The 26,031-nt window shown below is 67.8% G+C and carries 22 protein-coding genes and 6 pseudogenes; 15 read left to right on the forward strand and 13 right to left on the reverse strand.

The window, feature by feature from the left end:
* The first annotated feature begins 37 nt into the window (after nt 1-37).
* From OIU81_RS37885 to OIU81_RS37900, 4 genes are all read left to right on the forward strand, one after another.
* The gene (locus OIU81_RS37885) at nt 38-1,267 is read left to right on the forward strand and encodes a CaiB/BaiF CoA transferase family protein (RefSeq protein ID WP_329142584.1); all 1,230 of its coding nucleotides are present in this window, start codon (nt 38-40) and stop codon (nt 1,265-1,267) included.
* Entirely contained in the window at nt 1,264-2,028 is a 765-nt protein-coding gene (locus OIU81_RS37890) for an enoyl-CoA hydratase/isomerase family protein (protein WP_329142583.1), read from the forward strand. Before OIU81_RS37885 ends, OIU81_RS37890 begins: the two co-directional genes overlap by 4 nt.
* Before the next feature lie 67 nt (nt 2,029-2,095).
* On the forward strand, nt 2,096-3,409 hold the full coding sequence (locus tag OIU81_RS37895) for an MFS transporter (protein ID WP_329142582.1): 1,314 nt from the start codon (nt 2,096-2,098) through the stop codon (nt 3,407-3,409).
* Nucleotides 3,410-3,463: 54 nt separating this feature from the next.
* The gene (locus tag OIU81_RS37900) at nt 3,464-3,589 is read left to right on the forward strand and encodes an Imm49 family immunity protein (RefSeq protein ID WP_329154819.1); all 126 of its coding nucleotides are present in this window, start codon (nt 3,464-3,466) and stop codon (nt 3,587-3,589) included.
* A gap of 46 nt (nt 3,590-3,635) precedes the next feature.
* Here OIU81_RS37900 and OIU81_RS37905 read toward each other — a convergent pair.
* Nucleotides 3,636-3,842, reverse strand: a pseudogene (locus OIU81_RS37905) (integrase core domain-containing protein); the annotation flags it as partial.
* A 587-nt stretch (nt 3,843-4,429) separates the two neighbouring features.
* Between OIU81_RS37905 and ltrA the strand changes: the two are divergent.
* Nucleotides 4,430-5,708, forward strand: a pseudogene (ltrA, locus tag OIU81_RS37915) (group II intron reverse transcriptase/maturase).
* On the opposite strand, the gene OIU81_RS37920 reads toward ltrA, so the two are convergent.
* Nucleotides 5,657-6,469, reverse strand: coding sequence for an IS3 family transposase (locus tag OIU81_RS37920; protein WP_329142580.1), 813 nt, complete (start codon nt 6,467-6,469; stop codon nt 5,657-5,659). The pseudogene ltrA and the gene OIU81_RS37920 sit on opposite strands and share 52 nt — an antisense overlap.
* A gap of 147 nt (nt 6,470-6,616) precedes the next feature.
* On the opposite strand from OIU81_RS37920, the gene OIU81_RS37925 reads away from it, so the two are divergent.
* A complete protein-coding gene (locus OIU81_RS37925) occupies nt 6,617-7,807 on the forward strand; it encodes an ISAs1 family transposase (protein ID WP_329142579.1) in 1,191 nt (396 codons plus the stop codon).
* Between the two features lie 35 nt (nt 7,808-7,842).
* Here OIU81_RS37925 and OIU81_RS37930 read toward each other — a convergent pair whose 3' ends face one another.
* Together OIU81_RS37930 and OIU81_RS37935 are read right to left on the reverse strand one after the other, a co-directional pair.
* Complete coding sequence (locus OIU81_RS37930; protein WP_329142578.1) at nt 7,843-8,160, reverse strand: transposase; 318 nt, start codon at nt 8,158-8,160, stop codon at nt 7,843-7,845.
* Nucleotides 8,161-8,333: 173 nt separating this feature from the next.
* Nucleotides 8,334-8,618, reverse strand: a pseudogene (locus OIU81_RS37935) (transposase); the annotation flags it as partial.
* Nucleotides 8,619-9,080: 462 nt separating this feature from the next.
* On the opposite strand from OIU81_RS37935, the pseudogene OIU81_RS42565 reads away from it, so the two are divergent.
* From OIU81_RS42565 to OIU81_RS37965, 7 genes and pseudogenes are all read left to right on the forward strand, one after another.
* A pseudogene (locus OIU81_RS42565) lies at nt 9,081-9,293 on the forward strand (DUF6349 family protein); the annotation flags it as partial.
* Nucleotides 9,263-9,535, forward strand: coding sequence for a DUF6349 family protein (locus OIU81_RS42570; RefSeq protein ID WP_443073904.1), 273 nt, complete (start codon nt 9,263-9,265; stop codon nt 9,533-9,535). The pseudogene OIU81_RS42565 and the gene OIU81_RS42570, both read left to right, overlap by 31 nt.
* A 267-nt stretch (nt 9,536-9,802) precedes the next feature.
* On the forward strand, nt 9,803-10,771 hold the full coding sequence (locus tag OIU81_RS42575) for a DUF6211 family protein (protein WP_443074895.1): 969 nt from the start codon (nt 9,803-9,805) through the stop codon (nt 10,769-10,771).
* 492 nt (nt 10,772-11,263) lie between these two features.
* On the forward strand, nt 11,264-12,460 hold the full coding sequence (locus tag OIU81_RS37945) for an IS110 family transposase (RefSeq protein ID WP_329142155.1): 1,197 nt from the start codon (nt 11,264-11,266) through the stop codon (nt 12,458-12,460).
* 15 nt (nt 12,461-12,475) lie between these two features.
* Nucleotides 12,476-12,892: pseudogene (locus tag OIU81_RS42580) on the forward strand (helix-turn-helix domain-containing protein); the annotation flags it as partial.
* Between the two features lie 70 nt (nt 12,893-12,962).
* A protein-coding gene (locus OIU81_RS37960) for an IS3 family transposase (RefSeq protein ID WP_329142574.1) occupies nt 12,963-14,143 on the forward strand; the annotation gives its coding sequence in 2 pieces (ribosomal slippage) (nt 12,963-13,230 and nt 13,230-14,143; 1,182 coding nt in all).
* A gap of 6 nt (nt 14,144-14,149) precedes the next feature.
* Nucleotides 14,150-14,335 carry a hypothetical protein gene (locus OIU81_RS37965; protein WP_443074186.1) on the forward strand — a complete coding sequence of 62 codons (186 nt, stop codon included), beginning with the start codon at nt 14,150-14,152 and terminating at the stop codon, nt 14,333-14,335.
* 111 nt (nt 14,336-14,446) lie between these two features.
* Here OIU81_RS37965 and OIU81_RS37970 read toward each other — a convergent pair whose 3' ends face one another.
* Together OIU81_RS37970 and OIU81_RS37980 are read right to left on the reverse strand one after the other, a co-directional pair.
* Entirely contained in the window at nt 14,447-14,764 is a 318-nt protein-coding gene (locus tag OIU81_RS37970) for a transposase (protein ID WP_329142573.1), read from the reverse strand.
* 834 nt (nt 14,765-15,598) lie between these two features.
* Nucleotides 15,599-16,212, reverse strand: a pseudogene (locus tag OIU81_RS37980) (transposase); the annotation flags it as partial.
* Between the two features lie 166 nt (nt 16,213-16,378).
* Between OIU81_RS37980 and OIU81_RS37985 the strand changes: the two are divergent.
* Together OIU81_RS37985 and OIU81_RS37990 are read left to right on the forward strand one after the other, a co-directional pair.
* Entirely contained in the window at nt 16,379-16,591 is a 213-nt protein-coding gene (locus tag OIU81_RS37985) for a hypothetical protein (RefSeq protein WP_329142572.1), read from the forward strand.
* Nucleotides 16,588-17,514: an IS3 family transposase gene (locus OIU81_RS37990; protein ID WP_329142571.1), complete on the forward strand. Its 927-nt coding sequence runs from the start codon at nt 16,588-16,590 to the stop codon at nt 17,512-17,514. Before OIU81_RS37985 ends, OIU81_RS37990 begins: the two co-directional genes overlap by 4 nt.
* Here OIU81_RS37990 and OIU81_RS37995 read toward each other — a convergent pair.
* The 7 genes from OIU81_RS37995 to OIU81_RS38025 form a co-directional block, all read right to left on the reverse strand.
* Entirely contained in the window at nt 17,494-18,318 is an 825-nt protein-coding gene (locus tag OIU81_RS37995; RefSeq protein WP_329142570.1) for a hypothetical protein, read from the reverse strand. The two genes, OIU81_RS37990 and OIU81_RS37995, sit on opposite strands and share 21 nt — an antisense overlap.
* Nucleotides 18,318-19,325, reverse strand: coding sequence for a thiopeptide-type bacteriocin biosynthesis protein (locus OIU81_RS38000; RefSeq protein WP_329142569.1), 1,008 nt, complete (start codon nt 19,323-19,325; stop codon nt 18,318-18,320). Before OIU81_RS38000 ends, OIU81_RS37995 begins: the two co-directional genes overlap by 1 nt.
* A 57-nt stretch (nt 19,326-19,382) precedes the next feature.
* Complete coding sequence (locus OIU81_RS38005) at nt 19,383-20,576, reverse strand: lanthionine synthetase C family protein (protein ID WP_329142568.1); 1,194 nt, start codon at nt 20,574-20,576, stop codon at nt 19,383-19,385.
* Complete coding sequence (locus tag OIU81_RS38010; protein ID WP_329142567.1) at nt 20,573-23,650, reverse strand: lantibiotic dehydratase; 3,078 nt, start codon at nt 23,648-23,650, stop codon at nt 20,573-20,575. The genes OIU81_RS38005 and OIU81_RS38010 overlap by 4 nt, the downstream gene beginning before the upstream one ends.
* 91 nt (nt 23,651-23,741) lie before the next feature.
* Entirely contained in the window at nt 23,742-23,882 is a 141-nt protein-coding gene (locus tag OIU81_RS38015; RefSeq protein WP_329332025.1) for an FxLD family lanthipeptide, read from the reverse strand.
* Nucleotides 23,883-23,952: 70 nt separating this feature from the next.
* Entirely contained in the window at nt 23,953-25,191 is a 1,239-nt protein-coding gene (fxlM, locus tag OIU81_RS38020; RefSeq protein ID WP_329142565.1) for a methyltransferase, FxLD system, read from the reverse strand.
* A gap of 106 nt (nt 25,192-25,297) precedes the next feature.
* Nucleotides 25,298-25,849: a hypothetical protein gene (locus tag OIU81_RS38025; protein ID WP_329142564.1), complete on the reverse strand. Its 552-nt coding sequence runs from the start codon at nt 25,847-25,849 to the stop codon at nt 25,298-25,300.
* Nucleotides 25,850-26,031 lie beyond the last annotated feature (182 nt).

The following is a 26,031-nucleotide window of genomic DNA, read 5'->3' on the forward strand; positions in this document are numbered from 1 at the left end:
ATTTCTCGGTAGCTGGCCCCAGAAAGGCACGACCCCGATGACATCGACCGCACATCCCAGCTCCCAGACCGGAACGGCTCCCGCCGCCCTGGCAGGCATCCGCGTACTGGACTTGTCCCGCATCCTGTCCGGCCCGATGGCCACCATGGTTTTGGCCGACCTCGGCGCCGACGTCGTCAAGGTCGAGGACACCAAGGACGGCGATGACACCCGTCAGTGGGGCCCGCCGTTCCAAGGCGACGAGGCGGCCTACTTCCTGTCCACCAACCGCAACAAGCGTGGCGTCTCGGTCGATCTCAAGACCGGCCAGGGACGCGAGTTCGTCCTGCGGCTGGCCGACCGGGCCGACGTCGTGGTGGAAAACTTCCGCCCCGGCACCGCCGACCGGCTCGGCCTGGGCTACCGCACCCTGTCCGCCCGTAACCCGCGGCTGGTGTACGCCTCCATATCCGGCTACGGACAGACCGGCCCCTGGGCGGCGCGGCCCGGCTACGACGCCATCGCCCAGGCCCAGAGCGGCATGATGAGCATCACCGGAGAACCCGGCGGTCCGCCGATGCGGCCCGGAGTCGCCACCGCCGACATCGGCGCCGGCATGTGGGCCACCATCGGCATCCTTGCCGCGCTGGAGGCCCGCCGGAGCACCGGGCTCGGCCAGCACCTGGACGTCTCACTGCTCGACGGACAGCTCGCCTGGCTCACCTACGTCGCCGGCGGCTACTTCGCCACCGGCGCCGCCCCCGGCCCGCACGGCTCCGCGCACCCCACGATCGTGCCCTACCAGGCGCTGGCCACCGGCGACGGCTATCTGATGGTCGCCGCCGGCAACGACAAACTGTTCCGGTCCCTCGCCGCAGTGCTGGGCTCCGCCTCGCTCGCCGCCGACCCCCGCTTCGCCACCAACCCCGATCGGGTCCGCAACCGTGAACAGCTCATCCCGCTGCTGGAGGCGGAACTCGCCCGGCACAGCAACGCCGAATGGGCACAGCTACTTGAAGCCGCCGGCGTGCCCTGCGCCCCGATCAACACCGTCGAAGAAGCCCTGACCAGCCCCCAGGCCACCGCCCGGGACATGGTCACCGCACTCGACCACTCCACCGCGGGACGGCTGCGCACCGTCGGCTCCCCGCTGAAGCTCAGCGGCACACCCACCCGCATCCGTACCGCACCGCCGGTCCTGGGCCAGCACACCGACGAGGTGCTCACCGAAACCGGATACAGCCCGGCCGAGATCGCCGAACTGCACGCGGCAGGAGCGGTGCGATGACCGACTCCGGAGCGATAGACATCCAGCGTGACGGCGCCGTCACCACTGTCCGGGTCGGCACCGGGCACCGCGCCAACGCGCTCGGTACCCGCGACTGGCAGGCACTTGCCGCCCTGTTCGACGACCTGGCGGAAGACCGGTCCCTGGGCGCCGTCGTCCTGTCCGGCCGGGGGACCGCCACCTTCAGCGCGGGCTCCGACATGCGCGAATGGCTGTCCGCCGCCCCCGCTGATATCGACACGAGTTTCGCCGCCATGGAGACTGCGCTCACCGCCATCGAACGCCTCCCCGTCCCCGTCATCTCCACCGTCCGCGGTGCCGCAGTCGGTGCCGGCTGCCAGCTGGCCTGCGCCTGTGACCTGCGGATCGTCTCCTCCAGCGCCAAGCTGGGCATGCCCATCGCCCGATGGGGCATTCTGGTACCTCCTGCCTTCGCGGCCCGCCTCGCTGTGCTCACCGGCCCGGCCACGGCCCGCGACCTGCTGTTCACCGGGCGGCTGGTCGACGGCGCGGAGGCGGTACGGCTCGGGCTGGCCACCGCCAGCGCACCCGAGGAAGAACTGGATACCGCCACGGCCGCCCTGGTCGCATCGATCACCGCCCACCCCCCGACGGCGATTCGCGCGGCCAAGCGCTCCATCGACACCCTTCTCGCCCCCGCACGCGACCGTCTGCGCAAGCTCCCGGCCGGCCCCGCCGCCGACTACGCCAGCATGCAGAGCGGGCTCAGCACCTTCCTCAACCGGATCACCGTCGGCTGACCTGCGTCGGACCGCAGGCGTCACCTCCCCCCGCCGTCGTCACCTCCCGAGCCGAATCGAGGTCCCTGTGACGATCAACGAGCACACCACAGAGAGCACCACAGCCAAATCCCCTCCCACCCGCCTCACCGGCCCCCAGCGCCATGCCTTCTGGGGCTCTTTCGGCGGCTGGGCCATGGACGGCTTCAGCTGGACCATCCCCGGGCTCGTGCTGGCCCCCACCCTGACCGTGCTGCTTCCCGCCGCCGGCATCGCCGTCACCCCGGAGAACATCGGCTGGTACGGACAGCTCAGTGCCGCCGTGTTCCTGCTCGGCTGGGGCTGCGCCTTCATCTGGGGCCCCATCGCCGACCGGTTCGGCCGCAAGCCCGCCATGATGGCGTCCATCCTCATGTACGGGGTCTTCACCGCCCTGGCCGGGACAGCCACCAACCTGTGGGAATGGAACGCCTTCCGCTTCCTGGCCGCCATCGGCGTCGGCGGCGAGTGGGCCATGGCCGGCACCCTGCTTGCCGAGGTCATACCGGAGCGGGTCAGGGCACGCTTCGGCGGCCTGATGCACTCGGCCGCGTACTTCGGCGTACTCGCGGTCTCCTGCGTCTACCTGCTGTTCGGCCCCGCACTCGGCTGGCGCGGCATGTTCTTCGTCGGCGGCATCCCTGCCCTGGCCGTGTTCCTCATCCGCCGTACCACCCCGGAACCCGAGCGCTGGCAGGAGGACACCTCGGACCGGCCGGCCCGCTCCTTCTGGCAACCCGTCATCGAAGTGCTCTCCACTCCCTACCGCGCACGCACCATCGGCAACCTGCTGCTGCTCGTGGTCTGCGTCATGGGGTTGTGGGCAGGCTCCACGTACGTGCCCACGGCGATGACCAACTTGTCGACCGACGCCGGCTACAGCCACGACGCCACCGTGCGCCTCGCCAGCCTCTCCTCCATGACCGTGGCCGCCTTCACCATCCTGGGCTGCTTCGCAGTGCCCCGGCTGGCCGGCCGCTTCGGACGGCGCGGCGCGCTCGTCGCCGCCTTCGGACTGATGATCGTCGGAACGGTGGGTGCCTACGGCATCGCCTACCCGCTGCACTCCATCGGCCTGACCTTCGCCTTCCTGCCGGTACTCGGCCTCGGCGGGGCCAGCTTCGCGGTGTTCACCATCTGGCTGCCCGAGCAGTACCCCACCCGGATGCGAGCCACCGCCTTCGCCTTCACCACCACGTTCTCCCGCTGGTTCGCCGCCGCCGGCACCTTCCTCATCGGCTACGGCATCCACGCCACCGGCTCCCTCACCATCCCGCTCACCCTCACCGCGCTCGTCTTCATTATCGGCATGGCGCTGGTACGCCTCGCGCCCGAAACCCGCGGCACCGCCCTTCCCACCTGAGCGACCCGCGCACCGTGCCCCTGATAGGTGAGCCGATGGCTCACCTATCAGGGGATGCCCGTGCAGGTCAGGGACGAGCGGGAAGTCAGCGTTGCCGGCCATCTTGCTCTCGACCCGCTTGCCATCGCCTGCCTCGCCTACGACACGGGCTTTCCCATCACTGTCTCGTCTGACTACTGATTCCTGAGGGGCCCCGCGTTTTCCGGACAGCTACCTACTGGCTAATTCATGCGGCGAGCTGCTGATTCAGCAGGTACTCGTCGTGGACTTCTCGTGGGGTCCGATACCCGAGTCCTGAGTGGCGGCGTTTCGTATTGTAGCGGACCTCTATGTAGCGGGCAATATCACGGTAGGCGTGTTCGCGGGTGTGGTAGACGGTCCGATGGACTCGTTCGTTTTTCAGGGTCGCGAAGAATGATTCCGCCAGGGCGTTGGTGTGTCCAGAAGGTGATTGTGAGGTTCTGATGTAGAAGACGGAAACGAACAGTCGCCATGTTGTTGTGGAGATGAAGGTAGGTCCTTCGACATCGGCATGCAGGTGCAGGTGTCAAACCACCATGAGCTGCTGCGGTGAATGAGCCGTGGTGGTGAGCGTCATGGAAAAGCCGTACTGAATGCGGCAGGTGGGGGTTGAGAAGGCGAACGCAAGTGAACCACTGATGACGTGTCGTAAAGCTTAGATGACATCAAAACCAGGGCCTCAATGCTGTCCTGGGACAAGCCAGACGAGAACCTGTCTATTGGTCTGGCGGTGTCCGGCATGAAGGTGGCGCGAGCTCAGTCCGGGCTTCACAACGGAACTGGAGAACTCCTCGACGCGAAACCGCGATCCACGGGTTGACGTGGCTCGCGAGAGGAAGAGGCTCAAGTGGCGAAGAGCCATGAGAGCCGGAGTACCGGTCGCGCGTCGGGAGGGCGGAATGTCCCGTAGTAGTGATGAAACCTCCGTAATAGAGGCGGAGCGAAGGGGACGTGTTGTTGGGTGTCGATCGGCGATCAACCAGAGATGGGAGGAATCGGATGGTCGAGACGAGATCAGCGAGCAAGCCGTTTGATATTCCGAAACGGCTGATCTGGAACGCATACCTGAAGGTCAAGGCCAACAGGGGAGCGGCTGGGGTGGACGGGCAGTCGTTAGCGGAGTTTGAGCAGGATGAGAAGAACAACCTGTACAAGCTGTGGAATCGACTCTCCTCGGGAAGCTACTTCCCCCCACCCGTGAGAGCGGTTGACATTCCCAAAACCGGCGGTGGGACTCGGAGCCTTGGGGTTCCGACCGTGGCCGACAGAATCGCCCAGACGGTAGTGGCCATGACGTTGGAGCCAGATGTGGAGCAGATCTTCCATCAGGACTCGTATGGCTATCGCCCGAGGCGGTCCGCGCTGGATGCGGTGGAGACGTGCAAGCAGCGGTGCTGGAGGCATCCCTGGGTGATCGACCTTGATATCCAGGGATTTTTTCGACAACGTGCCGCACGCCCCCATCATCGCGGCAGTGGAAAGGCATACCAATCTCTCGTGGGTTCTGTTGTATGTGAAGCGATGGCTTGTCGCCCCTGTGCAACAGCCCGACGGAACGCTCGTCAGACGGGAAAAGGGAACTCCTCAAGGATCTTCTATTTCCCCGTTGTTGTCGAATCTGTTTATGCACTACGCCTTCGACGCGTGGTTGGCTCGGGAGTACCCGGCGATCAGGTTCGAGCGGTACGGCGACGACGCTGTGGTGCATTGCGCCAGTGAGAAGCAGGCGAATTTCGTCCGCGACATCATCGAGCGCAGGTTGCTGCAGTTCGGATTACGTCTCCATCCGGAGAAGACCAGGGTGGTGTACTGCAAACAGGAAGGTCGTGAACGGGAGTTCCCGGTCACGGAGTTCACGTTCCTGGGGTACACCTTCCGTCCTCGGGCGGCCCGCTTGCGGGATGGGAGGCTGAAAACCGGCTTCCTTCCAGCAGTGAGCGAAACAGCCATGAAGTCCATGGCGAGGACTATCCGGAGTTGGCGACTGGGGCGCTGCACCGAGCTGAGCTTTCGGGAGATCGCCGCGATGATCAACCCTGTCGTGGCGGGATGGATCAATTACTATGGGCGCTTCTACAAGTCCAGATTGATCAGGTTCCTGGAACAGCGGATCAATCCGTTCCTGGTGAAATGGGCCCGGAGGAAGTACAAACGGTATCGTAGTGCCTCAAGGAAGGCCCGGAGGAGGCTGGCTGAGATTGCCTCAGCATTCCCGGGTATGTTCGCTCACTGGAAGCATGGCGCATTGCCCACTGGTTCAACAATGGGAGCCGTGTGAGTCGCGAGGTTCACGCACGGTTCTGAGAGCGGCGGTGGGTGAGATTCCCGCCGCCGACTCACCTCGTAACAGATGCCGGTCCGCCCGACGGATTGCCGGATGCCCAGTCTGTCCAGCGTCCGGGCGAACTGTTCTGAGGTGTAATTACTGCCGCGGTCCGAGTGGAATATGGCGTCTTCGGAGAGCGGGTGATTGCGTGCCGCCATTTCGATGGCAGCCTCGATGAGCGGGGTCTTGTAGTTGTCGTCCATCGCCCAGCCTGTCACGGCCTTGGTACGGCAGTCGATGACGGTGGCGAGGAATACCCAGCCCTCCCAGGTCGAAATGTAGGTGATGTCACCGACCATTTTCTTCCCCGGCGCGTCGGCGGTGAAGTTGCGGTTCACGAGGTCGGGGATCGGGCCGGCCCGGCCGTCGTTCTCGGTGAGACTGTGGCGCCACGGCCGCGGCTGGCACGCCTGGAGGTCCAGCTCCCGCATGAGGTCACGCACGAGTTCGGGCCCGCAGGCCACGCCCCAGGCGGCGAGGTCGGCGTGAACGCGCCGGTAGCCGTAGGTGCCGTCAGAATCCTCGAAAGACTTGGTGATCAGCAATTTCAGATCCTCCCGTCGCCGGGTGGTCGCCGAAAGCGGCCGACTCCGCCATTCGTAGAATCCGGAGCGGGACACTTCCAGCCAGTCACACATCTTCGCGACCGACGATATCTCTTCGGTGTTCGTGGTGAATGTCGCGTACTCGGCATCGATGCAGGGCTCCGTCAAGTTCCTGGCTTGCGTGGAGGGTTGACGATCAGGCCGGTAGGGGCGGATGGCAGAGCAGGCACGGGGGTTCGTGATCATTGTGGTGTCGAAGCCAGATGATCACGAGGACGTCCCGTGCCTGCTGTTGCAGCTTCCCCTATCCCTGCCGTGCTGGAGAAGCTGGGGCCGCTGGATGCGGACCGGATCGCTGACCTGGGCCCCTACCTCGAATCGGTTCCGGATCCGCGCTCACGCCGGGGCCGGTGGTACTCGCTGACGGCGATCTTGCTGATGTGTGCTTGCGCGGCCGTCTGCGGTGCGAAGAGCATCGATGAACTCGCCGAGTTCGGCGAGCGGGCCACGAACTCGCTGCTGGCATCCCTCGGGGTACGCCGTCACCTGCTCGGCTGGCGGCGCAGCCCCAAGCCGGTCACTCTCGGACGCGTCCTTCAGGCACTTGACGGCGACGCCCTGGACCAGGCTGTGGGCGCCTACCTGGCCGACCGGCACCGCATCACCGCGTCCGTGGACATGCCCGAGACCCGATCGCGGCAGATCATCGCCGTGGACGGCAAGGCCCTCACGGGCTCAGCCCGCCTGGCCGCGCCGCGGCGCCACCTGCTCTCGGCGGTCACCCACGACCGCGTCGCCACGATTGCCCAGGTCGAAGTCGGTGCGAAGACCAACGAAGTGCGCCACTTCAAACCCCTGCTGGCACCGCTCGACCTCGCCGACACCGTCGTCACCTTCGATGCCCTACACTCGGTGAAGGCCAACATCACCTGGCTGGTCGAGACGAAGAAGGCCCACTACATCGCCGTCATCAAGACCAACCAGCCCACCGCCTACGCCCAACTCGCCGCCCTGCCCTGGACCTCGATCAAGGTCCAGCACACCGCCACCGCCCACGGCCGCCGCGAGTCCCGCTCGATCAAAACCTGCGCTATCGCCGACAACCTCGGCGGCATCGCTTTCCCCCACGCCCACCTCGCCATCCGGGTCCACCGCCGCCGCAAGCCCACCGGCCGGCCCGAAACCCGCGAGAACGTCTACGCGGTCACCAGCCTCGCCGCCCATCAAACCCGCCCCATCGACCTCGCCGCCGCCATTCGCGGGCATTGGGGAATCGAAAATTCTTCCCACTACATCCGAGATGTCACGTTCGCTGAGGACGCCTCGACCATTCACACCGGCACTGCACCCCGCGCCATGGCCACCATCCGCAACCTCGCCATCGGCACCCTGAAGATCCTCGGAGCCGACAACATCGCCAAGACCACCCGCGCCATTCGCCACGAACCCGAACGAGCACTCGCCATCCTGGGCATCACCAACAACCCAGACACTCACGGAACTTGATCAAGCCCTGGCATCGATGAACTCGAACCTATCGCTCACCGAGGATCCTTGGCAAAGTACGCTGCGACCTTTTCCAGGAAAGCAACTTTTTGCCGCAGTTCCCTCAGCTCGCGTTCCTGCTCGCGGAGCCGCGCCCGTTCATCCACCGTGAGGGGCGGCTCCTCTCCCGCGTGCTCACGGCGGTAGGCGTTGACCCAATTCCCGAGCGTGCCTTCGACAAGTCCGAGTTCCCGAGCGATCTGGGCGACCGGACGCGACGTCTCGATCACCATCCTCACGGCCTCTTCCCGATACTCAGGAGTGAACTTCCTGCGTATCTGCGACAATCGACTTCCCTTTCTGAACAGACCCACCTTAGTGGGACCCCTGTCCGGAAACTTCGGGGCGCCTCATCCCAATGAAGCTTCTATGTCTCGTCAACCCCTGGTGCCGTTGCGGCGGCATTGTTGAGGTGGCGGTAGAGGCGTCGGGCGAGGTAGCGCTTGAGAGGGTGTGTCAGTGACTCCGTGTAAGTCCTGGGGTTTCACTAGAGGGTAATGCGGTCCTGGAAGTAGATCGAGAACGCGTTCAGCGCGGCCTTCCAGTGCGGCGTGGCGTGGGTTTTGCTGTGGGTCTTGGGTTCGATCAGCTCTCGGATCGCGAGGTAGAGCACCTTGACCGCGGCCTGCTCCGTCGGGAAGTGTCCGCGGTTGCGGGTGATTTTCCGCAGCCTGGCGTTGATCGACTCGATCATGTTCGTGCGGTAGATCACCTTCCTGATCTCCGGCGGGAACGCCGGGTAGGGCACGCTGCCGGCCCTTCTTGCCCTCCAGCACGAGCTGCGGGCGCCGCTTACCGCCGTAGTCCCGCACCGTGGAATACGAGGCCAGCTCGAAGTCCCGCTCCGCAGCCAGACGCTCCAGGATCCGGTCAACGGTGTGCTTATGTTGCGCGGCGCGTCGGCGTCCTCGCGCAGCATCGGGTCGATGAAGCCCTTCACCGGCTCCAGCACACTCTTGCGCGGCGGCGGCTTCTTCCGCACCGCCGGCACCGGGCACGCCAACGCCTTCGCCACCGTGTTCCGCGACACCTTGTACCGCTGAGCAAGCTCCCGCCCCGACACCGCCGGATCCATCCGACGATCACGACGGATCCGCTCAAAGATCCACTCACGCGACCTGTACACCCACGGGCTCCTGACACGACCGTGATCAACAGACCACAGCGTGATCGGACCAAACGGCCCACAACCGCCATTACGCCATCAGCGGCATGTCATACCCACCCAAACACAGTGGCCCTCATTCCCGCTGTCTCACTGGCTCTACTTCACCCTGTCGAAAACAAGCCCGGACACCCAGGCGGCGTGTACTGCGACCTCGGGCACGAGCTGGACCCACCCGAGCACCACATCCCGACCCTGCTCTCCCGCAGCCGGCCGCCCGGCCGCCGGGACGAGCAGGAATTCCGGGGCGGATGCCTCACCCGCGACTGGGAAGGCCCCATCCACCGCGGCGAGGGATACGGGCGGTGGAAGACGCCCACGACCACGCGCTCCCGGGCTGGCGGACGCTGCCGCCGATCACCAGAGTCAAAGACCGGTGGCAGATCCCACAGAGCCCGGGACACTGGGCCCAACTGACATCCGTGTACCCGGCGGGGTGGATGGACCAAGGCGCTCCGCTCCTGGCCTGGAGCCGCTACCGCAGCGAAGCACGCGCCCCGCCGCACACGGGACGCCCCCGCTAACTCCACATAGCCCGGCCGCCGAGCGACCAGGACAAGCACCCGACAGATCAGGGGGCCCTCTTCTGATGACCGCCGTCCTTCGGACCAGGGCCCCACCCCGCTCAACCCAAAGGTGGTTTAATTACTCCGCCGTCAGCGGAGCGGGCAACCTCCGACCGGCCGTGCGTCCCACGGGGCGCCACGCACCCCAGGCAACAGATGACGGTCAGCGCACAAGGGCAACAAGGCGCTGGCCGTCAGTGTTCTCTCACCAGAGAGAACCGTACCATGCTATGCGACCGACACCCCGACTGTCCCCAGCCCGGCGACATCGCCCAGCTCAAGAGGGGTAACAGCCTCGGTGCCGACCACACCGACACCTTCGTCATCGTCGAGGACCTCCCCCCGACCGGCCGGCACCTCGTACTCAACCTCCCCGCCGGCCACCACTGCCGCGCCGACTGGGCCGCCGCCGTTCCCCTGGACAACATAGCCGCCCTCACCCGACTCGAACCCACCGGCAGCCGCAGTGGGCGCCGGCACCGAACCAGACGACCTCCAATGAGCCCGCCGAGTACTCACGACCCCGAACAGGAGACGACGTGCCCCGCAAGACCAGCCCAACGCTCTACTCACGAGCGGACCTGCGCAAGGCCCATAATATCAGTGAGCCGACGCTTCAGAGCCTCTGGACCAACCGGGAGAAAAACGGTCACCCGGACGTCGCGGAGACCATCGACGGCGTCATGCACTGGGATGGCGAGGTCTGGGCGACGTGGCACCACGAGCTTCAGCGTCAGCGCGCCGCCGCGAACACCACCAACCCGCCGAAGCTCGACGGAGACCCAGAAGAGATGGTGGGCCCGGCCGAGGCGGCGAAGGTGTGCGGATTCTCCGACTCCGCCACCGTCTCCCACTACGTCAAGAACCCGCCTGAGGGTTGGCCCGAGCCGGATGACTGGGACGAGCTCCCGACCCGGGATCGCCCGAAGTGGAAGCGTTGGAGGCTGTGGCAGTACCTCGCGGACCGGAAGGGGCGCGGTCACGCCGGCGGGCGGCCCACGGGTCGCCGCGGACTGGCCTACCCCTACCAGGGGAGACGAGCGACTGGCCCTTGCGCGACAGGCCATCGCGGCAAACCCCGGCGCCAAGAACGCCGAACTGATCCCCCAGCTCCAGGAGCAGACGGAGAAGGCGTACTCCCGCCCGACGTGGAACCTGATCCTCAAGTCCGCCCGCGACCATCCCGAGGAGTGATCCGCGTCCGGTACCCGCTGCCCGCGTTGCAGCGGCCCGCTCCGTGCCGGGCGCCTGGGTAACCCCCTCAGCAGAGGCTCGTTGAAGAGCACGACCACGTCCCCCACGTGGGCATTGGGGGCTCCGCTTCGTGATGGCAGCGGAGCCCCGTCCCATGAGCGCAGCACCCAGGTCGCCGATACTCGATCAGGAAAGTGCGGCGGAACGTCACATGTCCGGACGATGAGATAGCTTTTGCACGATTCCTCCTTCGAATCAGGCAGCTCTACCTTCTTGATCGGGTTGATCGAGCCATTCGTAGGGTTGGGTCGCCCAGGGGTGCTGGGTGTGGCTGTCAGGCGGCTGCCACCTTGTGGCTTGCGAGGCTTCGCCGCCCGGCACCCCACGACGACTCGGCCGCCGATTAGGAAGTGCGAACAAGTCGCTGCGTAGAGCAATGCCGGCGAAGTCGTCCGTGGCACGAACAGTACGAACACGAACGTCAGGAGCACGATGAGCCGGATATGGGCGGGGATCGACAGCGGCAAGGGCCACCACCACGGCCTCGCCTTGGACACCGACGGCAAAACACTGCTGTCGCGGCGGGTCGCCAACGACGAGCCCGAGCTGCTGAAACTGCTCGGTGACGTCCTCGACCTGGCCGACGGGCGTCAGGTCACCTGGGCCATCGACATGACCGGCGGAGAACCCGCACTGCTGCTGGCCCTGCTGGTCAACCACGGCCAGGAGATCCTGTACATGCCCGGCCGGCTGGTGAACCGGGCCTCCGACGGCTACCGCGGCGAGGGCAAGACCGACGCCCGCGACGCCTACGTGATCGCCGACCAGGCCAGGATGCGCCGCGACCTGCGGCCCATCCGCCCCGGCGACGAAGCCGCCATCGAGCTGAAGCTGCTGACCGGACGCCGCGCCGACCTGGTCGAGGACCGCACCCGCACCGTGAACCGCCTGCGCGGCACCCTGCTGAGCATGTTCCCCGCCCTGGAACGGGCCCTGGACGTGACCAACACCGGCCCGCTCAAGCTGCTGACGGGGTACCAGAGTCCGGCCTCGATCCGCCGCGCCGGGGTCACACGGCTGACCAAGTGGCTGGCCAACCGCACCGTCCGCAACGCAAGATCCCTGGCCGAAGCAGCCGTTGAGGCAGCAGAGCGGCAGCACACCGCCATCCCCGGGGAGAAGACCATAGCCAAGCTGGTCCACACCCTGGCCGGGGAGGTGATGACCCTCAACGAGCAGATCTCCGAGATGGACAAGCTCATCGAGGGCCGGTTTCGCGAGCACGAACTCGCCGACATAGTCCAGAGCGTCCCCGGCATCGGTGCCGTGCTGGGAGCGGAATTCCTCGCCGCTGTCGGCGGCAGCCTGGACGACTTCGACTCTCCGGACGCCCTGGCGGCCTTCGCCGGCGTTGCGCCCGCGCCTCGCGACTCGGGCAAGGTCAGCGGCAACCTCCACCGGCCGGTCGCCTACCACCGAAGACTCCAGCGCGTCTTCTACACCTCCGCGCTCGTCAGCGTCCGCTGCGACCCCAACTCGCGGAAGTTCTACGACCGCAAACGCGCCGAGGGAAAGAAGCACGTCCAAGCCGTGCTCGCCCTCGCCCGCCGCCGCGTCAACGTCCTGTGGGCCCTGATCCGTGACCGACGGTGCTACGAGGTCGCACCCCCAGTGGCTACAGCGGCTTGACAACTTCATTAGGAAGCCGAGCGGTTCGCGCGAGGCGAGGCGAGCTCGGTGATCGCCAAGGACCTTCGGATCAGCGTCCGCTCGGTGCAGCGATGGCGGCAGGGGTGGGACGAGGGCGGTCCGCGGGCTCTGCGGTCACAGGGGCCGGCGTCACTGCCGAGGATGAGCGAGAAGCAGTTCGCCCAGCTGGAAGCAGAGCTGGCCAAGGGGCCGGCCGCGCACGGCTGGGAGGACCAACGCTGGACCCTGAGCCGTGTGAAGACGGTGATCGGCCGGCGTTTCCACCTGACCTACACGGTCCAGGGCGTGCGCAAGCTGCTGGTACGCAACGGCTGGTCCTGCCAGGTACCGGCCCGACGCGCCATGGAGCGGGACGACGACGCGGTGGCCGGGTGGGTCAAGGAGGTGTGGCCCTGCGCGGAAGACTCGCGGCGGGCGTTTCCCCTTGAGCGTGGACACCCTGATCATTGGATCGTGATGATCCATAGGACAGGAGTTCCCGTTGGGGACGTCGAAGTACTCGCCTGAGTTCCGGGCCGATGCCGTCGCGCTGTATCACTCGAGCCCGGGTGGGACGTACGCGTCGGTGGCCAAGGACCTGGGCGTCAACCACGAGACGCTCCGCACGTGGGTGCGGGATGCCGAGCAGGCCGCCCGGCCCGGGGCGGTGGAGGCCACCGCGATGGAGAAGGAGAACCGGCAGCTGAGGGCGCGGGTGAAGGAACTCGAGCTCGAGCGGGAGATCCTGCGGAGGGCCGCGAAGTATTTTGCGGCGGAGACCAGTTGGTGAGCAGCCGCTTCCAGTTCGTCGAGGATCACCGTGGCGCCTTCGGCGTCAAGCGGCTGTGCCGGATACTCGCGGTCTCGCGTTCCGGCTTCTACCGGTGGCTGGCCGGCGCATCCGCGCGGGCCAGCCGGGCGAGGGCGGATGCCGAGCTCGCCGAGCACATCAACCGGATCCATCAGGAATCGGACGGCACCTATGGGGTTCCGCGCGTCACCGCCGAGCTGAAGGAGGCCGGGAAGCCGGTCAATCACAAGCGGGTCGAGCGCGTCATGCGCAAGTTCCACATCGTCGGGCTGCACCTGCGCAAGAAGGTCCGCACCACCATTCCCGAGCCGTCGGCGACACCGGTGCCGGACCTGCTCCAGCGGGACTTTGCTGCCCCGGTGCCGAACACCAAGTACGTGGGCGACATCACCTATCTCCCGATCGGCAACGGCCAATTCCTTTATCTGGCAACGGTGTTGGACCTGTGCTCGAAACGCCTGACGGGCTGGTCGATCGCCGACCACATGCGGACCTCGCTGGTCACCGACGCGCTCAGGGCCGCAGCGAGGGCCCGCGGCGGGGACGGCCTGCGCGGGGCGATATTTCACAGCGACAACGGGGCGCAATATGTGTCGAAGGAGTTCGCCCAGGTCTGCTCGGAGCTGGGCGTGACCAGATCGCGAGGCACGGTCGGCACAAGTGCGGACAACGCCGCCGCGGAGAGTCTGAACGCGACCATGAAGCGCGAAACGCTCCAGGGCCGCAAGCGGTGGAACGGGGCCAGTGAGGCCCGCCTCGCGGTCTTCCGCTGGGCGACCCGCTACAACACCCGCCGACGGCACTCCCGCCTCGGCCAGATCAGCCCGATCACCTACGAACAGCGATCAACTACGCTGGCCACCGCCGCATGACAACCGGTGTCCACGATCACGGGGAAGGCCCCCTGGTCCCTCCTGCGACGCGGCTGGCTCTCCAACGTCGCCTTCAGCCCCCCCGAACACCTCGTCCAGCGCATCCGACGCGGCCTACGCCACATCCAGTACCGCAGCGACCTTATCGACGGGTGCCTCGCCGAGACCGGCCTGACCATCAGACCCACCTGAGCAACTACGCGACATCACGAGTTCAACCTCAGTAATCAATCGACGTTGCCCTCTCTTCCGTGTCCGTGGTGAACATTGCGTACTCTGCGTCGATGAACTCGAACTTGTCGCTCACCGAGGATCCTTGGCAAAGTACGCCGCGACTTTTTCCAGGAAAGCGACCTTCTGCCGCAGTTCCCTCAGTTCGCGTTCCTGCTCGCGGAGTCGGGCCCGTTCATTCACCGTGAGGGGCGGTTCCTCTCCCGCGTGCTCACGGCGGTAGGCGTTGACCCAATTCCCGAGCGTGCCTTCGACAAGTCCGAGTTCCCGGGCGACCTGGGCGACCGGACGCGAGGTCTCGATCACCAACTTCACGGCCTCTTCCCGATACTCAGGAGTGAAATTCCTGCGTTTCCGCGACAACCGACTTCCCTTTCCGGATAGTCCCATCGTAGTGGGACCACTGTCCGGAAACTTCGGGGCGCCTCAAACCCCCGGCGCTTGAGGTACTTGCCCACACCGGGCTCGGTGAATCGGCCCCGGTACAGCTTGACGATCAGCTCGCCTGTCTGCCCCCGTGTCCACAGCTGACCCGAAAGTCCCAGGTCGGAAGGGATGTGTTCGAGGACAGCCTGCCGGACGGCGGCCTGCTCGGCCTCGGACAGGACCTGGTGTTCTCCTACGCGCCGGCCTGCCACCTCGCCCACCAGTTGTCGACGGCCCTGACCGACACTTGAGCAGGGCGGCAACCTCTGCCCGGTCCCGGCCCTCCACCAACGCGGACACCGCCAGCAACCGCACGGTCTCCTGGGCATCCGGCGACCACGTCCGTGCATCCCCCACGAGCTCACTCACGCACAGTCAACGAGCCTGACCCCAATGCGTCTCGGGTCAATAGGACACGGTCTTATGCGCTCAGCCATTTGGGTCATGATGCTATGCAAGGGGTTGCCTGTGGGCAAGCCTTGTGGGCTACTTGAACTGAACCCGGTGGGATGCTGTTGTCGGTCAGTAGCTCACCTCGTCTTGGTGTACCGCTGACACGGAGCCAATTGACGTATCTGCTGAAAAGTGGGGGTTCCTCTCGCCTCGATGGGGCCCCTCCTCGGGGCGAGAGCTCTCATGCAAGTTCTCGAATCCGCAGGGATTGCAGGTCCAGGATCCACCTACTTCGTGGCCTGGGGCAGGCCCTGCACTTTCCCTTTCCTACGCATGCGAGCTGGCGTTAAGGACTGTCTCGTAAATGATCTTTGGCGGTGTGTCGGCCGCTGGTCCACTGTTCGCTTATCCGGCGAGGACGAGGTTGTGCAGGCGGGCGATGCCGAGCATGGCGTGGTGGACGCCGTCGCCTTTCAGGCGGCAGTCGCGGAGGATCTTCCAGCTCTTCATCCGGGCGAAGGCGTGCTCGACGCGGGCTCGGACTTTGCGGTGGGAGGTGTTGTGTTCCTCCTTCCAGGCGGGCAGTTCGGCCTGGCCGCGTTCGCGGCGGTGCGGTATGACCAGGCCGGTGCCCCGATAGCCGCCGTCGGCGATCACCGTGGTCTTGCCGACGGCCGCCTTGGCTCCGGACAGGTCCCACGCCTTGCAGTCGTTGCGGTTGCCGGGCAGCGCCGGCCCACGGCGACGATCAGCTGGCTGTCGGCGTCGATGACGACCTGGTGGTTGGTCGAGTAGCGGTAGTTCTTCGACTGCTTGGCCACGGTGTGGTCCCGGGTGGGGACCAGCGTGCCATCCACGATCAGGACAGCGTCCTTGCGGAACCGCTTGCGGGGCTGAAGCGCCAGATGCGGGCCGAGGTGGTCGACGATGCGGTCCGCTGCCGACTTCGAGACGCCGAACAGCGGCGCCAGCTGCCGCAGTGTCAGGTTCGTACGCCAGTAAGCGGCAACCAGCAGAACTGGCCTTCCCCTCGTAGCGTGGAGGTGTGACTGAAGGGGAAGTTGAGGGTCATGGGTGGGAAGCGACGGTCGTATGACGCGCCCTTTCGTGAGGGTGCGGTACGGATTGTGTTGGAGACGGGGAAGACGGCGGCGGTGGTCGCGCGGGACCTGTGACGACCTGGGGGTGCACGAGGGCACGCTGCAGACCTGGGTCCACCGGGCCAAGGCTCGCGCGGCCGCGGAGGCCGCGGGCGGGCTGGAGGAGTCCGAGCGGGAGGAACTGCGCCGGCTGCGTGAGGAGAACCGGCAGCTGCGCAGGGAGAACACCGAGGTCGGGATGGAGCGCGATGTCCTCAAGCGTTCCGTGGTCCTCTGGGTGAAGGAGGCGACGAAGTGACGGTTGCGGGCTTCATCGCCGACCAGCGGACCGAGCACCACGTCCCGCACACGGTTGCCTGCCGGGCGCTCGGGGTGTCCGAGTCCTGGTTCTACAAATGGCGACGTCGCCCCGAGCAGCCGACGAAACGCGAGGTCAGACGAGCTACGCTGGCCGAGCGGATCACCCACTTCTTCAACGCGTCGGGCCGGACCTACGGCTCGCCGAGGATCACACTGGATCTGTGGGCCGAGGGTTGGCAGGTCTCGCAGAACACCGTCGCCCAGATCATGGCCGACCTCAGTCTGCAGGGCCGCAAGCCACCGCGCAGGCGCAAGAATCTGACTCGCCAGGGTAAGCGGAAAGCCGCCCGCGACCTGGTACTTCGCCGCTACGACGCCATCGGGCCCGACCTTCTGTGGTGGGGCGATATGACCGAGCTTGAGACCGGCGAGGGCAAGCTCTACCTCGCATCCGTCCACGATGCGTTCTCACGGCGGGTATTGGGCTACGCGATGGGCGAGCGGCACGATGCGTCGCTGGTCAGCGCATCGTTGCAGATGGCCGCCGCGACGCGGGGCGGGAGCGTGGGCGGCGTGATTTTTCATAGCGACAGGGGGGCGGAGTATACGAGTGAGGCGTACGACAGCCTCTGCGGCCGGCCGGCCGGCCGGCTGGGTGTGGTGCAGTCCATGGGGCGCGTGGGCTCGGCCCTGGACAACGCTGCCGCGGAATCGTTCCACTCGTCGATCAAGGCCGAGTACATTCGCCGGCACCGCTTCGCCACTCGCGCCGAGGCCCGACTGAAGATCGCCACCTGGATCGCGGACTTCTTCAACACGCGCCGCAGACACAGCGCCGCCGGAGGGTTGGCTCCGGCGGAGTTCGAACGAATCATCAACCAGAAGCGCGCAGAGGCCCGTTCACAAGCCCGAGCCGCATAGAGGAAGCCTCCACGCTTCCAGGGGATTGCCAGTGGTGCTTTCGAGGAGTTCGGTGATGACGGCGAGTTCGGCGAAGCGGCCGGCTGGTGTGTTCAGCACGTCCGCGAACTCGCTGCGGATATGCGAGGCGACGTCGGGTGCGAGAAGGCTGTAGCTGTGGAGGGTGGCGGCGTCGTAGCCGGTGGGCGCGAGTCCCCATCCTTCCCAGTCGAGCATCGTGAGTTGGGGTGCGCAGAGGTTCGCCCAGTTCAGGTCGCCGTGGGCGGTGCTCCAGGACGGGGTTCGGGTGTCGACGGCGGGACCGAGGAATCTCGGCATGGCCCAGTCGAGGTACTGCTGGTCGGTGGTGTGGCGGTCGGTGGGGATTGTGGCGATGGTGCCGAGGGCGGTATGCAGGGATGTCCACCACGACGTGGGCAGGTTGGGGTTCGTCGTCAGGGTCGGTGCGGTCGCGACAGGGTGTTCGTCGATGTGGTCGTACAGCTCGGCGCGGTAGCGCCGCGGCGGCTCGTTCCAGTCATGGATCGTGCGCAGGCGGGGGCGGGGCACCGTCTCCGAGATGGCGCCTTTGGCGTCGCGGGAGCCGTTCCAGAAGGTGGAGTCGGCCTGGTCGAGGGGTGCGGCGGCGAGGCGGAGCCAGGCGGGGCCGTCTGGGGTGGTGACGGGGCGGCCGAGGGTTCGGCCGTGCCAGCCCCATGCCTCGTGCCCGCCCGGATGGGGCCGTACGTCCAAGGAGGTGCGGGCTCGGTGGTGGGCGGACCGCATCCGGGCGACGTCCTGGCGGTCGTGGGGTTCGGGGTGCATTACGGTGCCGTGCCGTCGTCGGGAGTGGTGAGGAGGGTGGTCCGGGCGGCCCGTGCAAGTACGGCCTGGGTGGTGGCGGGCAGGCCGAGGCGGTTCCAGTGGAAGATCACGTGGCTGGCGAGAGTGTCGCGGAGTCCGCGTTCGAGGGTGCCGTCGCGGGCGGCGTCGGCAAGGCGCCTGCCGGTGGTGGCAAAGGCTTCGGACCACTGAGTTGCGAAGGCGAGAGGGCCCTCGGCCGCGAAGAGGGTGCCGGTGGGCGAAGCATCCAGGCTGATGAGTCGTCGCAGGCCGGGGCTCATGCCGTTCAGCTTGTCCGGAGAGGGTTCGGTGGTCAGGGGGCGTTCGCGTACGACGCGGTGCCAGATGTCGGCTTGCTCGTTGTCGTCCTGGCGGGCGCCGCGGAACAGAGTGCTGCACAAGAGGACAGACAACTCCCGTCGGCCGACTGTGACTTGGTTTGGAATTCTGGGGGTGTGACGTAGGTAGTCAAGGGTGCCGCGACTGTCGGCGTGGAAGAGGTCATGGGCGATGTCCATGCCCGCCGGTCCGCCGAAGGTGAGCTCTTCGGGTTCGTAGAGGGATTCCCACCAGCGTTCGACGGCGCCGTCGGCGGCCATGGTGTCCAGCACGGCCCCGACTGCGGCCGTCATCGCGGTTCTGGTGGCCTTTGGGCCGGGGCGGCACCGCAGCCTCCAGCAGGGGTGCTTGCGCAGGAACCACCACTCGGCGATCGTCCCGGCATCCTGGGCTTGCTGCAGGTGGGGGGCGAGGCGGGCGGCGGCGATCCGTTCCGCGCCGTTCCAGTCGGTGAACTGGATTCGGACCTGGTACCAGTCGCGGAGGCCGGCTTGTGCTTCGAGGGCGGCGCGTCCAGCCGCCTTGTACGTCTCGATGGCCTCGGCGAGGTGGGCGGCTTCCATCGGGGCCTGGGCGGCTGCCTGATCCAGCGGCATTCCCGCGAGGACGGCCACGATGAGGTCCTCTGTGGTGCGGGGGTTCGGGGGCATGGGGTGGCCTCTTCTCGACGACAGGCTGGATGGGATCTACGGCGATGGCGGGAGTGCTCAGCCGGACAGCAGGCAGGCGTCCCAGCCGGAGACCGTGGTGCCCTGCGTCTCGGCGGTCAGCAGGGCGAGCGAGCGCCCGGCCTCGCCGTCCAGGAATCCGTCATCGGCGGCGGGTGCCTGCTGCAGGAGCAAGGTGCGCAGGCCGGGCAGATGGGCGTCGAAGCCGGTCACGGCGGCGTCGCGGGCGACACGGTGGGTGGTGTGGAGCAGGCCGGCGGCGCCGTGGCAGATCCCGACGTCGCGGATGCGGCCGAGCTGGTCGGGGTCGGACAGGCAGGCGATCAGGGCGCGTTCGGCGAGGTATTGCCGGTCGGTGTCGCCGAGGGCGAGGGCGGCGAGTTGCTGGGCGCGGGCGAGGCCGGGGGTGCCATAGCACCAGCTCGGCCGCAGCGGGCCGGGCTGCTTCACGGTGCCGGTGCGGTGCTCGGCCCGGGTGATCCACTGCGGCCACCACGGGCTGGTCTCGGTGCCCTGGCGCCAGCGGTCCAGCCAGCCGCAGATCCGTTTCATCGCCGCGATCTGGCCGTCCACGACCCATCCCGCCCGCGCGCCGATGGCCAGCAGGGACAGAATCCCGCCGACACCGTGGGCCATCCCCAGGTTCCCGTGCCCGCCGGGAAACTCCGCCGTGCGACTGCCGGAGGGATCGAGGTCTGTCCACCATCCCGGGAGTTGGTCGGGGTCGTTGTCGAGGGGAAGCGTCAGTCGCACCAGGTAGGTGAGGACTTCGCGCAGGGCCGGGGCGGCCGTCTCGCGGCTGAGCAGGTAGGAGCCCAGGCCGGTGAGCCCGTAGAAGAGGTCGAACTCGCCGACGCGGGGGCGTATCTGGCGGTCGATGCGCGCGTGCGCGGCGTGGATGCGCTGTCGGGTGAGCTGGGTGATCTGGGAGTCGAGGGCGTGCAGGGCGCCGCTGTAGCGGCCGGTGTCCCGGGCCGCGGCGTGCAGGGCGAAGGCGACGGCCGGGGCACCGACGTACAGCGACGCGTCCTCGTCGGCGAGGAGGTTTTTGGTGCAGGACGCGAGGCGGGTGTGTGCATCGGCCCAGGATGTGAGGCTGCGGTGGGCGCGCTCGATGTGCAGCAGTGCGGTGCCGACGGTGCCGTGGGCGAGTGACTGGGCGTGCAGAGCGCGAGTGGCGGGGCCGTGGCCGGGGTTGGAAAGTTCCGGGCCGGTGGTCGCTGAAGGGTTCACGCGCGGGCTCCTTGGTTTCGGGCGGTCCAGGACAGGGCGGCGGAGCGGGCCAGCCGTGAACAGAGGTCCTCGCCTGCCGGGCCGATCCCGGCCGTACGCAGGTAGTGCAGGTGCATCAGGGACGGCAGCACCGTCTCCGGCGCCTTCGTGCCGTCGGCCGCCAGGACGGTGCGGTAGTGCTGCAACGCTTGGCGGCGGGCTGCCCAGGCGGCGGTGAGCGCTTCACCGCCGGGCAGAGCGCGTACGGCGGCGAAGCCGTCGGACGGGGTGGACAGGCGCATCGCTTCTTGGTGGAGAGGGCGGGCCGGGTGCAAGGCGGCGCTCGGGTCGATGTGGTCGATCAGCCAGCGCATCGCGCGCGGAGTGTCGCCGGTGAACGAGGCGGCGAGGTCAACGAGGCCGGCGGTGGTCAGGGCCTGGGGGTCGGCCTCACTGTCGACCACGCACGTCAGGTGGGCGAGGGCGACGGTGGAGTCGGCGGCGAACACCGACTCGGCGGCGGCCATGGCCGGTCCTGTGCCGTAGCGGCCGGTCTCGGGGTAGTAGGTGTCCCACTGCATGCGGCCGAGCAGTCCGTGCCGTCGCAGATCGGCCGCCCAGATACCGGCCTTGGCGGCTATCTCTCCGAACGCTTCCGGGTGTGGGAGGCGGAAGCGCAGCCGCAGCTGGTCGTGCGGGTCGCGGTAGCGCACGTACCACCACTCGGGTACTTCGTCGAAGCCGCTGAGGAGGTGGGGCAGGTGGCGGGTGAGGATGTCGGGGAACCGGTCTGGATGTCCGTAGAGCTTGAGAAAGGCCCACGGTGAGGTGCTGGGCAGGTGTCCGTGGTCCCGGCCGACGGCCGTCTGGCCTCCGGCCGCGTGCCGGTGCGTGGCGGGAGGGGCGGTGGAGGCGAGGGCCAGGGTGATTTCGTGAGGTCGCCCGCCGATCCACGCCCAGGCCGCCTCGTCGGCCGCTTCACGCAGGACGGCGTGCCCGGTGCGGTCCAGCTCGGCGCGCAACAGCATCGTGTCGGCGGGCTGTTCCAGGTCCAGGCGGAGGCGCTGGTCGTCGTCGCCGAGGTGCACGGCGGCGGGGACACCGAGGCGATGCCGCCAGGTGTTTAGGCGCTTGGCCCATAGGGCGAACTCGGCGACACTGGAGGGGAGTTCGGTGGCCGTGAGGCGCCAGGTGGCACTGGCGAGAACGGTGCGGCCGTAACGGATACGGGGCAGGAACGGCAGGCGGGCGGCCACGCCCCAGGCGAACGGGCCGAAGGCGGCGGCGCCGGCGCGGGGCAGTTCGACCAGCAGTCGGGCCAGCGGGTGGGTGAAGGTGCCCAGGTCCACCGCGTTGAGCGCGAACGGCTCGATGGTCCGGCCGGTCGAGAGCCGGACCAGGCGGAAGCCGGTCGCGTCCGCGGTGACCGCTAGGTCGTCCAACTCCAGCCGGATGCCTGGGTAGTGCTCGGCGATGGATATGACGCCGGGTTCCACGGCGGGGGCCCGGCCGACGTTGTCCGTACGGATGTGCAGCGCAGGGCTGGAGACCTGGACCCGGCGGGCGCCGCTGGTCAGGGTCGGCAGACCGGTGTACGCGGCCGTCATACGGTCGCGGTCGGCGGCGTCGAGGAGATCGAGGAAGCGGCCCGCGGTCGCGCCGGCTGCCGGGGCGATGCCGTTGACATGGAGCGTGAAGTCGCCGTTGTCGACCGCCTGGAGGGTGGCGGCCTGGAGGTGGAAGCGCAGGTCGATGTGCGGCAGCGGGACGCCGCCGTGCGCGGGTGCCAGGCCGGTCAGTAGCTCGTCGGTGAGCTGGACTTCGCGGACGCCGTCGAAGGCGGCGTGCTGGGCGAGCGCGAGGAGTTGTTCGTCGCGGGGGGTCAGGGCCGGGGCGGGTCGGGCAAGGCGGGAGCCGCGGTATCCGGCGGGGAAGTCAAGGCCGGTATCGGGGTCGGTGAGCTGACGGACGGGGACCAGGGCGCCGGGCCCGTAGGTTTCCAGGAACCGGGCGTGGTAGTCCTGCCAGGCCGCCGATCCGGAAGGGAACGGCGTCAAGCGGGCCAGCACACTCGCGGCCTTCTCCGCCTCGCGGGCCACCAGCCGGGGCAGAGCCAGTGCCCCGCCCAGCCGCAGGTCGGCAGACAGGGGCGCCCCGGCGGCCGGGGCGAGGGCGGTCATCGCCCCGGCCGCCGAGCCCCGCAGACTTCGCTGCTGGTATGTGGGAGCCGCATCGTGCCGGGTCAGCATCGCCCGGATGTCCTTCAGCGCGTTCAGGAGGGGCCGCGCAGCCTCGACGTGCACGGCGTCTGCCGTCTGAAGCGCGGTGATGACGTGGCTCAGGGGGTCAGTGACGGTCATCGGCGGACGCACGGCGGTGAGTAGAACGCGGCGGGCGACCAGTTCGGCCAGCAGGGCGTCGACGGCGCGGGTGGGGGTGTCGGGGTATTCGGCCGTGAGCTTGGCGGCCAGGTCGCCGACCGTGACGGGCACGGTGGCGGCGGCCATGACCATCTGCACCGCGCGGGTGTGCCGCACGCTCATCTCGCCGGGACCGCGGTCACTGTCCCGGTCGGGCCGCTGGCAGGGCACGACCAGGCGTCCATCGCGTACGAAGCAGGTGGAGTCCACCACGACCGGAAGGCGCCGCAGCAGTTCGGGGATCGATTCCAGGCGATCGATGACGTACGCGAGCCATACGGCGTCCACGCGTGCGGTGGGCCGGTGCACGTCCGTCCAGTCGAGGGAGAGCGTGTCTGTGATGCGGGCGGGGGCTATGCCGGCGAACAGGCCGAAGGGAGTGGAGCGGTGCTGGATACGCAGTACGTAGCGGGCGAGCGCGTCTGCGGCCCGCCGGACCTGCTTGGGCTGCCGCACCTGCCCGCCACGGATCTCCTCGATGCGGCGGGCGAGCGCGGAGCTGGCCAGCTCGACCGCTTCGGCGACCGAGCCGATGGCCCACACCTGCGTGATCCACTCCCGCCACTGCCCGGTGTCCGCCGCCGCGTCGCCGGTCGGCTCCGGCCGGGACGGGATGGCCAGTTGGCTCGGATAGGCGGCGGCCCGTAACAAGGCCGCGTCCACGTACCGGTACATCCGCAGGTTCCCCTCCCCTTGTGTGACGGGATCGGCCCGGTGCCGGACCCCGTGGAGCAGGGGCCGGGCACCGGGCCTGGTGTCACGCTGATCAGTCGGTGATGCAGCCGGCGCAGGCGCTCTCGCTGGTGCTGCCGCAGTTGTCGCTGGTCTTGTTCATCAGCTCCGCGATGACCGTGCCCTTCTCGGCGAAGGTCACGTCCAGGTCGAAGTCGCTGCCGGTGGTGCTCATTCCAACGGTGTCCACTGTTTCCTCCAGGGGTTGGTGATGGATGTGCACTTGCACCTGACCTGCTCGGATTTCAGTGTCCGGCGGGCCAGGAGATCGTGAAGTGGAAGGCGGGCCGCTCCAGCACTGCCCCGGTGGGCAGCTGCTGGTCACCGGTGCCGGTGGCGAATGCCTTCAGCTCGGGCTTGTGGCCGCGGTGAGCGCGGTCCCACGTGCGGATCTGAGCGATCAGTGCCTCGGCGGTCTTGGCGGCTTTGGGCCCGTGACCGACGGCGCCGAACTCGAAGGCCTGTCGCTCGGGTGTGGTCGGGCGCATCGTCAGATAGGCGAAGGAGCCGGAGGCGCGGTCGAGGAGCGTGGCCACTCCGCGGCGGGACCAGGAGGCGACCACGCCGCGGTCGCGGGCCTCGCGGGTGGCGGCCAGCAGCGCGAACTCGGGCAGTGCGGAGACCAGCCACAGCTCCAGGTCATCGTACGGCAGCCCCAGCCCGAGCGTCACCGAGGACCATGCCTCGGTGCGCGGGCTGGCCAGGGCCTTGCGCATCTGGTCGGCGTCGACCTGGTCCTCGTCCAGGCGCAGGCCGACCTCTTCGTCTTCGCCATCGTGCAGCACGACCAGGTGCTCATCGCGGGCTCCGGATCCGCGCATGGGGACGAACCCGCAGACCTCGAAGTCCCTCGCCGTCAGCGCGGTGTCCTGGCGCTGGAAGGCGACCGACCAGGTCAGGCCCCGCAGTCGGAGCGGAACCACGATCCGCCCGTTCTCGGCGAGTTGGTCCACCCAGGCCGGGGCGAGGTCGGCGGCCTCGACGGTGACCACAATCCGGTCGTACGGGGCGTGGGTGGGTTCGCCGTCGGCGCCGTCGACGACGAGCGCGTGTACGCGGTCGTATCCGGCGGCGGGCAGCAGCTTCTTGGCGCGGTCGATGACGTCGGCGTCGATGTCGATCGTGGTGACCTCGCCGCTCTCGCCGACCAGCTCGGCGATCAGGGCGGCGTTGTAGCCGCCGCTGCCGATCTCCAGCACTCGCATGCCGGGGCGGATGTCGGCCTGTTCCAGCATGAATGCCTGGATGCGGGCGGCGCTGACGGAGCTGAGGGAGGTCCCGTTCTCGTCCCTTTTGGTGATCAGGGCGTGCTCGGCGGCGTACGCCTTCTCCGGTGTCTCCTCGGGCATGAACAGGTGTCGGCCGACGGTACGGACCGCTTTCTCGACGGCTTCGGTACGGATCGCGCCCAGCTTGCGCAGCTTGTTGATCATCTCCTCGCGCAGGGCATCGATGTGGGCGGGGTCGGGGGGCTGAGTCGTCATCGGCCGGAGTGTAGTCACGCCGTTACTCCTTGGTGGTGCGTCTTGTGGGGGTGGCCTGTCCGGACCGGCCACGGGGGAGCACCCGGTCCGGACAGGCGGTTCGGGGTCAGCCGGTCTGCTGTGGCGGCACGGTGCCGCGACGCAGGATCTGGCTGACCGGGGTGGTGCTGGTCGGGTCGGACAGGGCCTTGACGGCGGCCTCCAGCCGCCCGGGGTCGGCGCCCAGGTGCTGGACGGCGGCCGAGGCGAGGGTCTGGGCGAGGTTGTGCTGGAGGAAGGCTTCGTGCCGATGGATGGCGACCTCGGCGGCCAGCGCCTCGAGTGAGGGAATCGCTTTGCGGCGCATGGTTTGCTGGGGCGGGTTGCCGAAGGTCTTCCACACCACCAGCTGGCCGGTGGCGGCGTCGACCTCGACGACCAGCGGAACCAGGTCGCCGCAGGACCGCACCGCGTTGCCGATCAGTTCCGAGGCCACCAGCTGGGCGCCCTCGGCGGTCTCGGTGTCCACCCCGGCCGCCGTCAGGCGCTTGTCGGCCAGGTCGCGCACCAGACGCAGACGCTCGGCGCTGGCGTTTATGTGCACCACGAAGCCGTGGTCGCTCTCGATCAGATAGAACCCGGGGGCGGCCTCCGCAACCGTCTCCGCTATGCGTGCCATGGCTCCTCCGTGACCCGGCCCGCGAGGCCGCACGTCCCGATCCGTGCACGCCGCGAGATCAACAACTGACCGTCAGTGACGCGCCTTTGAGTCAGAGCATGACGCACTTAGCCGTCAACTCGCAATATTGACACCGAAGTTCATCGGACTGTTCTGTTGTTCTATCGACTTGAGAGGTGCGT

This window comes from Streptomyces sp. NBC_01454, from assembly GCF_036227565.1.
Taxonomy (GTDB): domain Bacteria; phylum Actinomycetota; class Actinomycetes; order Streptomycetales; family Streptomycetaceae; genus Streptomyces.